Source organism: Oceanobacillus kapialis (assembly GCF_044790185.1).
GTDB lineage: Bacteria > Bacillota > Bacilli > Bacillales > Amphibacillaceae > Oceanobacillus_B > Oceanobacillus_B kapialis.
On sequence record NZ_CP085256.1, the window covers coordinates 292,683 to 305,953 of the forward strand.

Sequence of the window (13,271 nt, forward strand, 5' to 3'; positions counted from 1 at the left end):
AATTATAGAATAAACTAAAAACACATCTAATATTGACTGATTAGTCAATCAAAAAAGAGGTGCCGAGATTGCCTAGACAAGAACAGCAAAATAAACAAATTCGAGATGAACGAAAAGAGCAGATATTGCGAGCTGCCTTGCAAGTATTTGCTCGTAGGGGGATGGTCGCAGCAAAGATTAGTGATATCGCGAAAGAAGCAGCATTAAGCCATGGTCTTGTTTATCACTATTTTAAATCGAAAGAAGAAATATTTACGACATTGGTAAAAAAGGCCTCCGATCGTTCGATGGGGGTAATTTATGATGCAAAACAACAGAGGGGGACGCCATTAGAGAAATTAGAATGGATGACAGAAAAGATACTGGAAGGAATGGAAAGTAGTGAGAATACACTTCTCTTTTTAATTATGATGCAGGCTAGTACTTCAGATGCTGTTCCAGAAGAAGTGAAAGACTTTTTAACAGGAGAAGAAGCGATCTCCCCTGTTAAGGCAACCCTGCCTCTAATAATGGAAGGACAAGAAGAAGGAGATATTGTTCAAACCAATCCAGTTACATTAGCTATTACTTTTTATGCTTTTATTCAAGGATTAGCCATTAATAAAATTCAATGGAGTGATTGTCCAATCCCAGATGCCAAGTTGGTTATGAAGGTATTTAGATCGTATTAAGTTTTAGATATAGATAGAATAAGGGAGACGAGAAGATGAACGTGGATATAAGTAAACGAAATAGAATGCTAATTCTTGCATCACCTATAGTCGTTATATTAATTGGTTTTATAACTGCTACGGTTTTTTCAAAGTTTATTGGTGGATGGGCTTGGGTGCCGTTAGCACTCGTTTATTGGAGTACAACTGGATTTATGGTTATGTATTTTAAAGGGGATAAGCGCATTAAGGACTGGTTAAGGAAACCCCAATCAGCTAAGGCATCCGTGATTCTATCTTTACTCCTTGGTATGTTTCCGCTCACTATATTAGTCATGAACTATAACTTGTTTGATTCCGTCATGTTGGTGGTTCTTTGGTTATTATTTGCTCTAATAAATCCATGGTTTGAAGAGTTGTATTGGAGGGGCATCTTGCTAGATGCTGCAGGGGACTGGTTCCCTAAATGGGCTAGTGTAATCTATTCTACTATCTTCTTTGTGATCAGCCATCCATTTATGTGGGGAGTCTTCTCCATTGCTAACACATCGTATCATCTTTATATTTATTTAACGATTATGGGAGTTGTGTGGTCAATTACCTATTTTACGACGAAGAGTTTGAGATGGGCGATTGTTTCTCATTTTATTGTAGACGTAGGAAACTTAGCAGTATTAACATTTCTAAATATATATTTGCCGCCTACAATGTAAGGAGGAGTAGAACTTAACCAAAAAAATAACCCACCCTTGAGTTAGCAGCTCTGATGGATTACTTCTACCCTATGCTGACCCCCTTGTAGGGAGCCTTAGCTATGGCAAACCGTTTGGTGTACCAGCACCAAGCGGTTTTTTAATTATACGCTATATTACCTGTATTCTACACTAATCTAATAAAAAGAAAACAATCACTCAATAGCAAGAGTTTTTTCTTTACTATCTATATCCACAAATTTACAGAAATTAATCCAATCGTGCAAACTCCATAAATAGACCAAGCTAAAATCTTGTTGCTTCTTGGGATGCCTTTTACTCGGAATATCTTAATCATTTTATAAGTCAAGAAAGCAAAGAATAAAATGGATAACATTAAAAGTTCATTCATTATTAACTCTCCTTTTTATGAGCTCTAATTTAGGCATATATATTATATTATCAGAAAAGACAAGCAATGGACTAATAAATGTAAAATTAAAGTGGAAGGTAATGAGATAGGACTCTTCATTGAGTCAAAGTAAACATTAAATAGGATAAAGGCACCTTACTTAACTGAAGTTTAAGTAAGGTGTCTTTTTCTTTACATATGTTAGAAGGATCAAACAAAAAGGATAATGTTTGGAAAATTCTCAGTAGAATTGTAAAATAGGTATAAATATCTAGATACTTCTAAATAATAGTATAATTTTACTGATACTATATAAAGAAGAAAATACATAGGAAAGAGTTGTTATAGGGGATGACAAAGAAAAAGTGGATGACTGGAATTTCTACACTTCTTTTAATGGTTGTAATAGTAATTGGGGTAATATGGATTAGCGGTTCAAGTTCCGGTAAAGCAACTACTACTGAAGATTTTGAAGAAGAGACATCTAAGCGTGATGTTAAAAAAGAGGGAAAGATTCAAGTTGGCATCTCAAATGAAAGCCTAGAAGAGTCTGAAGACGAAGAAAGTAAAAATAAAGAAGAAAAGTCTAGGAATAAAAAAGCAGAGGAAGAAAAGAAAGAGTCTGCTGTAGAGAACAAAAAACCCTCCAAGGAAGTAAAAGATGAAGAAAAGGAAAAAGAAACGGCGGAAACAAAAACGCCAGAATCCAAAAAGGAAGACAAGCCTACTGCTCCCACCACTAAAGTTATTGATCCTGTAACAAAATATGTAGACGTAAGTTCGTTAAATGTTCGTAGTGGTCCAGGTACGGACTACAAGGTTATAACAAGTGTTACAGATGGGCAGTCGGTTACAATTACAGAAATATCTAGTACGTGGGGGAAAGTAAAGGTAAATGGTAAGACAGGTTGGCTTTCCAGAAACTATTTATCCGATAAAAAGCCTGTTGTAGCGAAAAAGGAAGAAAAGCAAGAAGTACCTAAACAAACACCTGTCGAAGAAACACCAACTCCTAAAAATGATGCTGATAAGTTAACAACAGTTAGTGGGAACAACCAACTTATTTTAGTCACAACGGATAGTTATGGTTCCACAAGTGCCACTATCCAAACCTTTGAGAAAGACGGAAGTGGGAAATGGAACCGGGTCATGAACACGTCAGGGTTTCTCGGTAAAAATGGGTTTGGTAAACAAAAAGAAGGCGATGGGAAAACACCTATTGGTAAATATTCAATTGGTACGGCCTTCGGACAAAACGGAAACCCTGGTACAAAATTACCTTGGAGAGATATCACAAGTGATGATGTGTGGGTGGATGACTCAGATTCTGCTCTTTACAATACATGGCAATCAAAAAGCAAAACACAAGGCCAGTGGAAAAGTGCTGAGAATATGACACATCGTCTATACACATATGGATTTGTCATAAATTATAATACCCAACGAACTCCTGGAAAAGGAAGTGCGATCTTCTTTCACACTGGAAGCAGTTATACACTTGGGTGCGTAGCCACATCTCAGTCTAATGTAATTTCTATATTGAAATGGTTAGACCCAGCTAAAAATCCAGTAATCATTATGACACCTAGTCAAAATTTGAGTAACTACTAACAAATAAAAGACCTACAGTGGAGAGTCCTCCAGTGTAGGTCTTTGAATACTAACTTAGATTGATAATTGGGTTTATGGAGCCTCTCTGTTAGAGAGCGGCTCTAATTTAAGTTATTTTTTTACTGCATGAACGTAATGAATGGATTCAAACGCGGTTAAGTAATCGCTTCGATTGCTAAAATAGCGCTCCTCAACTTTTTCAGGAGTTACCTGTTCATAAATTAGCAGTCCTGATTTCTCTAACATCTTCTCCAGTTCCGATAAAGCGTAACATGATTTCATAGGCTCTCCACTAGCGGCAGCCATTTTCACCATGTTCTCTACTCTGTTTGATAACCCTTTTTCTTCAAAAAGACCTTCATCAGCATAATCAAATACAATAGAACTTCCAGTTGGAACGTTGGCAAATAATTGATCTAGTAAGCTTGAAAGTTCATCTTTAGTTAAGTAATACGAAACTCCTAGTAAACTGAAAAATGTCTTTTCATACTTAAAGTTTTTTTCAAATAGCTGCTCATACGAAAACATTTCCGTAAAATCCATTGAAATAAAATGAAGATTACGCGGTTTATTAATATCAACTTCATTAAGTCTTTGCATTTTAAATTGTTGGGTTGAGGGATGATCAATTTCAAAAATCTCAAGTGTGCTCTCCAATTCAGGGTGCCGCATGGAAAACGTATCGAAGCCTGCGCCGAGTATGACATATTGCTTTACCCCTAAACTAATTTCATTTTGTAAGACACTTTCGCAATAGGCAGCACGCGCCAAAGGTGTAGGAGATAACTGCACTTGTGTGATCCATTTTAGTATTTCATCAGGATTATCCTTAAACTTTTCCGCAATATCTTTGTTGAAGAATTGAATGCCGTTCACCATATTCGTTTTAATGTTGCGATAATCTCGTTGAGTAAGTAACTTCATCGCAAAAAAGTCATCAAAGATTTTCGGCGAGTCATATTTGCTATGATATGCCCGACCGAATGCCGATACTAAAGAAGTTAAACTGGATTCATTTTTTTTCATACCAATTTCCTCCTAAAAAATAAGATTCCCCTGGCCAGGAGAATCTTATTATATAAAACAAAATGATAACTGTAAATTATAGCATAAATAAATTATTTTGTCAATTATTTAGTATTAGTGAATCCTTTTCAAAAAGTTTTTATGAATTAAAAGTCCAGTTAGGCTTTTTAGTAGAAAATGCCCGTTTGAATATTGTGTTAATATTAGAGGGTATTGTAGTAACTAACCTATAAGATTAATTACATGAATATCTTGTGATAGAAAAAACGTAAATCTAACTAAGGCGGGAAGAATCTATGACCCAATACATCTATATTGCTTCACCTATGAGGCTGCCTACAGGTTCATTTGGTGAGAACCCCATCTCACCTGAACAACCAAATGTTTTCAGAACGGAACTTGATTTTGTCCATTTATATTTTGAAAATAATTACGATAGCGAGATTAAAAAGCGGTTTTCCTATAGTTCCCATTTTACATTCAAACATCAAGTAGCAGGATATGCTAACCAAATCCCTTTTCCAAATGGCATAAATGGAAGACCAAATGAAGAAAAGTGCTTAAAGATCCTCTATGACTATTTAGAAGAGGCGATTGAAAAAAGCAATATTGTCGAGTATTTTACTTCTTTAAATGGTGAAGAAGACTTAGCGCTTTCAAACAAAAGAAGCATTAACTGGAAAGATATAAAAGATCCCTATGACTTGGTTATTAAAGACCGTGAGTTATTGGAAATTACTTTATGGAAATGAAGAAAAAGATGTATCTAGATCAAGGTAACTCTATTACATTTGAGGAGGGAATAAGTGCTTATGCAGTTTAAGAGGCAAGATTCACTAGGAAAAGTGTGGGTGACGGAGCAAGATGTTTCAGGGGGGATTTTGTGAACAGAGTAGAATACATACGTAAAGAAGAAAAGAAATATCACGATTCTTGTTATGAGAACTATACATTATTTGAAAAAGGTTCCTGGCTGTATAAGCCTGTTAAAACAGTAATGGAACAATTGCCACTTCTAAAAGGGAAACGGGACATTCGCGTCCTTGATTTGGGTTGGGGGAGAACGAAACAGCATTCCCATTGCAAATGAAATAAAATGCACTAATGGAAATGATACATAAATTAGAAGTAATTATAATGGTTGGAAAGTTGTAAAGCAGGTAGTAAAACCATTGGAATATAGAATAGTACGAGGAGAGAAAGAGGTAAATTTAAGAACTAATGCTATTACGTATGTTGTGAGAAAAGGAAAAGATCCTTTTTCTACTTATGCAAACTCTATTTAGAAAATTACTCTGAAATGGCCCCGTGCTGGTTTTTCAACCTAAATAATTATAAGAGACTTCACTCACCTAAAAAGGAGATACCCACAATGTCTAGTGAGATCAACTACACTGAAATCCCGAGTAAAGAAAAGGTATGGGCATGGCAAGAGCAGCTTAATAGTTTTGGGCCTCGTTATACGGGAAATGAAGCACACAAGCGCACGATTGATTTTTTTGAAAAAGAATTAACGCAGATGGGCTTGGAAGTTTACAGAGACAAGCACTTATTTACGAAATGGGAAACGAAGAAGTGGAGCCTCGCACTGCAAACTAAGCAGGACGAATTGGAAAAAGTACCAGTTAGCTTTTATTATCCCTATTCTGGTGAAACCCCATCAGATGGCGTTAATGGTGAATTGATTTATTGCGGCACAGGGCCTGGCAATTTTAAAAAGGCTGCTGGGAAAATTGCGATTGTAGACGTGAAAAGTACTACGCTTCCGTCACCTCTATTTTTTAAAAGGCGAAGTTCCTATCCGAAGAACGAAAGAATGCCGCTCTGGATTACTAACCCTGTGGTAAGTTCTGTGTTAAGGGGACCAGATCTCGAAAAGGCGAAACAGGCAGGTGTGCTTGGGGTTATTTGTGTCTGGAAAAACATCTCAGCAGAAAATGCGAAGGGGCAATACCTTCCTTTTACTACTGCACATAAAGATTGTCCTGCTCTCTGGGTAGATGAAGAGACGGGAAACAAAATAAAAGCAGCGGCAAGGCAACAAACCAAAGCACGTTTGGTATTAGAGGCAGAAGCTGAAGAAAGTGCGGAAAGTGATTCACTTTATGCTATTCTTCCCGGAAAAGATGACAAAGAGAATATTCTAGTAAACACGCATACTGATGGTCCAAACGCCTGTGAGGAAAATGGTGGAATAGGATTGTTGGCAATGGCAGAGTATTTTTCTAAGTTGCCATTAGACCAAAGACAAAGGAACCTTCTGTTTGTGTTCGTTACCGGACATTTTCAAATTCCCCAGTTCGGTGTACACGGTCAGGCAACCACCCGTTGGCTTCATGATCATCCTGAGCTTTGGGATGGCGAAGGAGAGAATCAAAGGGCAGTAGCGGGGCTTACGCTAGAGCATTTAGGCTGCTTAGAATGGAAAGATAATCAGACTAAAACAGAGTACCAAAATACCGGGAACCTGGAAGCAGAATTGGTATACACCGGAAATGATGTTATGAATAACATTTATTTAAAATCACTTGAGGGAAGAACAAGAGTCAGGAGTATTACGTTAAGACCTAAAAACAAGCTTCATTTTGGTGAAGGGCATATTCAATGCAGGTATTCCTAACATCTCACTTGTTCCAGTACCGGACTATTTAACTGCAGAAGGGGAGAACGGCTATTTGGAAAGAGTAGATTCTGGTTTTATGTATGAACAGATTGGGTCTTTTATTAAAATGGTAGCTATGATTGATCAGACCTTAGATTTAGGGAAGGTAGACACTTATGCCGGGATACTCGGCTTTTTAGGAAAAGCACATGATAAACAATAGGTTTGGAGTAGTCTACTGAAATAGTGCGTTTTCTTTTTACATATAATCGGGTATACTAAACGTAGATACTCATATAATTAAACTACCGCTAGTGCTGGAACACTAACGGTATCAGTGCAGTAGCCCTTCAAGGGGGCGACTCGCTAATTGGTTGAAAAATAACCACCTACTTACAGGCATAGGGTGGTTATTTTTTATGGAACTTTCCCTCTTGATCTTTTTTAATTTCTCTATATAATGATAGTTGTAATGTAAGTGTTCACTTGCATAAGAGGAGGCCATGCAAAATGAGTAAATCAACACAGGAACGGATTATTTCAGCGACGATAGAGCTTGTGAAGGAAAATGGGTATAAAGGGGCTACAACTAAGGCTATTGCCGAGAAGGCTGGTGTAAATGAAGTGACGCTTTTTCGCCATTTTGGAAGCAAAAAGAAAATCGTGGAGGCTGCTATCCAAACATATTCTTCGATCGATGTGATTTCAGATGCCATCAAATATAAAGTAGTTTGGGATCTTCAGAAGGATTTGTGTATGCTGGCAGGAGAGTATCAGCGACTATTGGATTCTAAGAAAGATGTCATTTTAATCAGCTTAAAAGAGGCTAAGTCGTTTCCAGAATTGGATAAGCTTATTTCTCGTTTGCCGATAGCTTATAAAGAGGAATTGATGAACTACTTTTCAGCTATGGTGGAAAAAGGAAAGTTACGTAATATTGATATGGATGTTTCTGCAACAAACTTTCTGTTTCTGAACTTCGGATATTTTATGTTAAAGGCCAGGTTAAGCCCAGAGGAAGGGGATATGCCAACTGATGAATTTATTGAAAAGCATATTACTGCTTTTGTATCGACTTTAAGGTAACTTTAGTAGCTCTATGATAAATCCCGTGATTGCCTGTAAACCCTACTTGCAGTTTTTACTCTAGATGCATGTAAGTACCTGCACTCAACGAAGGTGTTGAGTGGTTTTTCTCCTCTAGATGCAAGTAAGTGCTTGCTAACTTTAACTAGTTGGGTGAAGTGCATAACGACCCTATTAAAAATCGAAAGGATGAATAACATGTTTAAACAAGAAATGCGTGAGCTTTTTAAAAGAAAATCTATTTTAACAGCCTTAATTGTATTGGCTTTTGTTCCTTTACTTTATTGTGCAATCTTTCTCTGGGCTTATTGGGATCCTTATGGTGCTACGGATGAAATTGCGATTGCAGTAGTGAACGAGGATGAAGAAATTACGTTTAATGGCCAGACCTTAACGCTGGGAAATTCAATTATGGAGAAACTCAAGGAAAACAACAGTTTTGATTGGAAATTTGTTTCTGCACAAGAAGCTTCAAATGGGCTGGAAAATCAGGAATATTATGCAACGATTGAAATACCAAATGATTTCTCAAAAAATTCAGCAACAGCGTTTACCGCTGAACCGGTAAAGCCAGTCATAAACTACACCCCTAATGAAAGCAAAAATTTTGTCGTAAGTATGATAGGAAATAGTGCTGTCACTAGTCTAGAGCAGGAAATCTCTAGTAATCTCACGTATACTTATATGCAAGTACTTGGCGAAAACTTGAATAAAATGACTCAGGGCATCTCAGAAATGAGCAATGGCGTCACATTGCTTTCCGAAAGTATGCAAGAGCTGGAACAACCGCTTAAGCAGGCAATTACAACCAATACAAATTTAAACGAAACACAAAAGGAGCAGCTTATTACATCCTTGGGAAAATTGAACACAGGATCTCAAGGGATGGTTCAGGCAATAAATAACAGTAGTCAAACCCAGGGAAGCACCTTCCAAGAGGGTAATCTAGAAATGATAGCAAATCCTGTAGAGCTAAATACGCAGCCTTACACCGATGTTCCTAATTATGGCCATGGATTTGCACCATTTACTATATCATTAGCTTTATTTTTAGGGGCCATGTTAATCACCATTACTTTTCCATCTGTCACTCCCTTTACGAAACCGACATCTTTACTTGGCTGGTTTAACAGTAAATACTGTGTATTAGTAGTAATGGCTATCCTTCAGGCTTTGTTAATAGATGTCTTTCTCTTAACCATATTAGATTTACAGGTAGGAAACGCTGGTTACTTTATCCTTTTCACCATATTAGCTAGCATAGCTTTTATGACGTTTATTCATTTACTTGTATCCATCTTCAAAGAAGGGGGGAGGCTCGTTACAATGATTCTCTTCATCTTTCAAATTACAAGTAGTGGCGGGATTTTCCCATCCGAGATGACTCCAGGTTTCTTGCAGAAAATAAGCGACTTTTTACCAATGACCTACTCCATTTCTGGTTTCAGAGCACTGTCAGCAAATGATGACTTTCAATTAATGTGGCAAAATGTTGGTGTCTTATCAATCTTTCTCGCCTTATCTTTGATCGGAACTATTTTACTTTTCCTAATTAAATTTAGAAAAATAACTAAAGATCACACCGATGTTATGGAGGCCTTTGTTTAATAAGAGGAGGGCTATATTCTAGAGAAGCTTCTGTTGTACTTGGAGTTAAAGAAGACTCACTGATGTTCATGTCGCCCTTCATTTATCGTATGGATGAGTGAAGGGTTATTTGTACATAGAAGGATGAGGGTGCTGATTAGCAGTGGAGAAACATCCTTGCGCATTATAGAGTTTACATGATTCCAACAATTAATTTCGTGTTAAAATATTCCATGAATATAAAAACGTATTAATCACGGAAAACGGGCTGCAATTAGCCGAATACATAAATGGTGGGGACCCAAATGATTAAAGCAGTTATCTTCGACCTTGATGGTACATTGTTAAATAGAGATGCTTCCTTACAAAAATTTATAGAAAACCAGTATGACAGATTAAATAAAGAGTTTCATCATGTGTTAAAAGAAAAATATGTTTCCCGTTTTATAGAGTTAGATTGCCGAGGTTATGTGTGGAAGGATAAGGTTTACCAACAGATAGTGGACGAATTCAATATTACTTCAATCTCAAGGGAGAGGTTACTTGATGATTACATAAGTGAGTTTCAGAAAAGTTGTATACCTTTTCCCAACCTAATCGATATATTAGAAGCTTTGAAAAGAGATTCAATTCATTTAGGTTTAATTACAAATGGAAAGGGCCAGTTCCAAATGAATAATATAAGGGCTTTAGAAATAGAAGGCTATTTTGAAACAATTCTTATTTCGGAATATGAAGGGATGAAAAAGCCCGACCGGAAGATTTTTGTGAGGGCTCTTAATCAACTCGGAGTCTCGGCAAACGAAAGCATTTATATAGGAGATCATCCTGAGAATGATGTGAAAGGGGCAGAAAAAGCAGGCATGGTTGGCGTTTGGAAGCGGGATTTAGCTTTTAGTAACGTCAAAGCAAAATATATAATTGATGATCTTTCAGAAATACCACCAATTATTCAAGAATTAAATCAGCAATAGAAGAAAAAAGACATCTCTTACCGAAAAATTTGTATTTTTAAAACAATTTTTACTGACCCTGGTGTAAGATAAAATAAAAAGGGTTTGTTGATTAATTCACTAAAGAAGGTGGGAGAGTTTAGATGATAAAAAGTAAAAAACTGTTCTATAGTGCCGTTATTCTCTATGTTATTTCTATAGTTCTAAATTTTCCTTTTCCACATGAGAGCCCTTATGGAGAAACTATCTCGTCGATAGTCAACATACCGATTGAAACGGTTAATGGTCTCCAGGTGGTGGGCATTATAACGCTCGTTATACTTATTTCAAGCTTAGTTCTTTTAGCCATGTCATTAAATAAATATCATGCTAGGTCAGTCATAATTGCTATTGTCATTTCAATGTCTTTACCGATGATGCTTGTTACTCTTTATCAAAACACATTAGCCACGGGGGTTTATGCTATTTCATATGATCAAGAGGCGAGTAACTGCCAATTTGAAATGGTTGATGAATCGACCTTGCATGGAAAGTGTGAACTTCCGTTTGAAAACCACAGAGGAAGTGTGAATGAATTTACTGTTGAATTCCAAGAGAGTTATGCTACAGATCGTGATGTGCCAATGGAAACCTTGATGAATCAGAACGCCCCGTATGAAGTAAAGTTGTATGAACATGATCAAGAAACAATCACTATAGAAGCCGATATCGATGTATTAAATATGGAAAATTACATAGAGGACGGGTTTACACGTTACGTAAGTATTGTTATTAGATCAGGAGATCAAATACGGAAGCTATAAAAACTATAAGAATATCGTACTCGAGGTGATAACATGTCCCAAGTTGCTCTTCTCACAGTAACGCATGATCCTAGAGGAAAGAACATAGAGCTTTTTAAACAACTGCAAGCAGATATTGAACAGTTATACTCGGAACTTTATATTACTGTAAGTGATGAAACATCTACCGAATTAATAGAGATGATGGAAAGAAGCTCTTTTAACGTGAAGATTATTCCTAAAAAGGGTGCAGCTCAGGCAAGGAGAGAGGTTCTGAGGTTTGGCCTTGAATCAAAAAGCCATTACTATCACTACTGTGATTTCGACCGGCTTTTAACATGGGGAAAGAACCATTTAACCGAGCTGAAAAATACTGTGTCCATTATCCCGAATCATGATTATATCATTATAGGAAGAACGGAACGCGCCATGAACACGCATCCTGTAGAGTGGATTAAAACGGAAAGGATAACGAATACTATTTGTTCTTTAGAGCTGTGTAAAGAGGTTGATATTACAGCGGGTTCTTGCGCCTTTTCGAAAAGAAGTGCGGACTATATCCATACTCATTCAAAAGAAAAGATGACAGATGCTGAGTGGGCCATGATTGTGCAAAGGATAGGTCAACTAGATGTACAGTACAAGGCTGTTGAAGGGTTAGAATATCACGAGAAAACGAATGGGGTTTTGGGGACAAAGAGTGATACAGAAAAATGGTTAGCAAGACTTCGGTTGAGTTTAATTATTAGTGAGACAGCGTATAAAACTGGGAAGTGATTCTTTCGGTGTAAGGCTTGTGGTAGTGATACCATGCTGTATTTAATTGAGGGGGAAAGTAATGATCAAAGACCTGAAACGCCTTATAGGTGAAATGACAGAAGAGGAAGCGAAAAGTTTTCTATTGCTAACAATGATGCAATTAAAAACGGTACAAGAATCGAATCAATCACCAAAGCAAATGATAGAGGATTTACATAACTGGCAGGAAAAAATTATAAGCTTTGCTCAAAATAAAGAAAGAGAATCTGATAGAGCATACAATACTGTACATATGGTATGTGGTCCATCTTCTGCGGGCTCTCTAAAAGTAGGTTTAGGGGATGAAAATAAGGTGATTGGCTTTCCAGACTATTTTTCGTTCGGGCCAATTTATGAGCTTCATAAGGGCGTAGGACGTGAACGTAGATATGAATGGCTAAGAAATCATCTGAATTATGGGGACGATTATATCGAAGAAGATTATGAAAGGAAGTTTTCTGAGACGCTTAAAGAAATTGATGCCATCCCAGATTCAATACCAATTGTCTTGTGGACTGCTGAAAATGCGGACGAACAAACGGGGGCACGTTATCTTTTATATTTGTTAAAAGCAAAGAAGAACGATGTCTACATGATAAATACAACACTAGCTTTCCAAGAGTTATATAACACAAGAGAATATCAGTACTTTTTTCCTCGCACGGCATGGGTTGATCCAGAGAAATTAAACACCATTTATCAAAAGAAAGTATCAAATCCTCTAACTGAAGAGGAAAGAGTGCAGTTTGAACAAGAATGGCTAACTTTATTGGAGACGAAAGAAGTATTGAGAGTATGGGAAAACAACACTATCAAAGGGAAAACCGTAGATTATTACGATAAATTGATACTAACGGCTGCTAGAAAGTTGCATGCTGAACAGCGAGAAAAGGACTTTATAAAGTCAGCAAGGCTAATTGGGCAAGTATACGGTCAATTGGATGAGGGAATTATGGACACTTTTTTAGAATATAGGGTGCGAACCCTAATATATAATGGCTTTTTTGAAATCAAGGGAATACCGAAAGCTATGCGTTATTATAGCGTGAAATTAAAGTAGTATGCTGCAGAA

The 13,271-nt window shown here is 36.9% G+C and carries 13 protein-coding genes and 1 pseudogene; 13 read left to right on the plus strand and 1 reads right to left on the minus strand.

Annotation, left to right across the window (positions count from 1 at the left end; all coding sequences use genetic code 11):
* Window positions 1-68: 68 nt before the first annotated feature.
* The 3 genes from LG273_RS01605 (at window position 69) to LG273_RS01615 (ending at window position 3,365) form a co-directional block, all read left to right on the plus strand.
* Complete coding sequence (locus LG273_RS01605) at window positions 69-671, plus strand: TetR/AcrR family transcriptional regulator (protein ID WP_379563674.1); 603 nt, start codon at window positions 69-71, stop codon at window positions 669-671.
* Between the two features lie 35 nt (window positions 672-706).
* Window positions 707-1,363 (plus strand): CPBP family intramembrane glutamic endopeptidase, encoded by a 657-nt coding sequence (locus tag LG273_RS01610; protein ID WP_379563672.1) that lies wholly within the window; start codon window positions 707-709, stop codon window positions 1,361-1,363.
* A gap of 742 nt (window positions 1,364-2,105) precedes the next feature.
* Entirely contained in the window at window positions 2,106-3,365 is a 1,260-nt protein-coding gene (locus tag LG273_RS01615) for an SH3 domain-containing protein (RefSeq protein ID WP_404457213.1), read from the plus strand.
* Between the two features lie 111 nt (window positions 3,366-3,476).
* Here the strand turns inward: LG273_RS01615 and LG273_RS01620 are convergent, their stop codons facing one another.
* Window positions 3,477-4,391: a class I SAM-dependent methyltransferase gene (locus LG273_RS01620; protein WP_404457214.1), complete on the minus strand. Its 915-nt coding sequence runs from the start codon at window positions 4,389-4,391 to the stop codon at window positions 3,477-3,479.
* Window positions 4,392-4,687: 296 nt separating this feature from the next.
* On the opposite strand from LG273_RS01620, the gene LG273_RS01625 reads away from it, so the two are divergent.
* From LG273_RS01625 to LG273_RS01670, 10 genes and pseudogenes are all read left to right on the plus strand, one after another.
* Window positions 4,688-5,143, plus strand: coding sequence for a hypothetical protein (locus LG273_RS01625; protein WP_404457215.1), 456 nt, complete (start codon window positions 4,688-4,690; stop codon window positions 5,141-5,143).
* Between the two features lie 131 nt (window positions 5,144-5,274).
* Window positions 5,275-5,509 (plus strand): annotated as a pseudogene (locus tag LG273_RS01630) (class I SAM-dependent methyltransferase); the annotation flags it as partial.
* Window positions 5,510-5,763: 254 nt separating this feature from the next.
* Window positions 5,764-7,011, plus strand: a complete 1,248-nt coding sequence (locus LG273_RS01635; protein WP_404457217.1) for a hypothetical protein — start codon at window positions 5,764-5,766, stop codon at window positions 7,009-7,011.
* A complete protein-coding gene (locus LG273_RS01640; RefSeq protein WP_404457218.1) occupies window positions 6,980-7,216 on the plus strand; it encodes a hypothetical protein in 237 nt (78 codons plus the stop codon). Before LG273_RS01635 ends, LG273_RS01640 begins: the two co-directional genes overlap by 32 nt.
* A gap of 287 nt (window positions 7,217-7,503) precedes the next feature.
* Complete coding sequence (locus LG273_RS01645) at window positions 7,504-8,079, plus strand: TetR/AcrR family transcriptional regulator (protein ID WP_404457220.1); 576 nt, start codon at window positions 7,504-7,506, stop codon at window positions 8,077-8,079.
* A gap of 198 nt (window positions 8,080-8,277) precedes the next feature.
* Entirely contained in the window at window positions 8,278-9,687 is a 1,410-nt protein-coding gene (locus LG273_RS01650) for a YhgE/Pip domain-containing protein (RefSeq protein WP_404457222.1), read from the plus strand.
* Window positions 9,688-9,971: 284 nt separating this feature from the next.
* Complete coding sequence (locus LG273_RS01655; RefSeq protein ID WP_404457223.1) at window positions 9,972-10,640, plus strand: HAD family hydrolase; 669 nt, start codon at window positions 9,972-9,974, stop codon at window positions 10,638-10,640.
* Between the two features lie 380 nt (window positions 10,641-11,020).
* Complete coding sequence (locus LG273_RS01660) at window positions 11,021-11,422, plus strand: hypothetical protein (RefSeq protein ID WP_404457224.1); 402 nt, start codon at window positions 11,021-11,023, stop codon at window positions 11,420-11,422.
* 33 nt (window positions 11,423-11,455) lie between these two features.
* On the plus strand, window positions 11,456-12,178 hold the full coding sequence (locus LG273_RS01665) for a hypothetical protein (protein WP_404457225.1): 723 nt from the start codon (window positions 11,456-11,458) through the stop codon (window positions 12,176-12,178).
* Window positions 12,179-12,239: 61 nt separating this feature from the next.
* Window positions 12,240-13,259: a DUF1835 domain-containing protein gene (locus LG273_RS01670; RefSeq protein ID WP_404457227.1), complete on the plus strand. Its 1,020-nt coding sequence runs from the start codon at window positions 12,240-12,242 to the stop codon at window positions 13,257-13,259.
* Window positions 13,260-13,271: the final 12 nt, after the last annotated feature.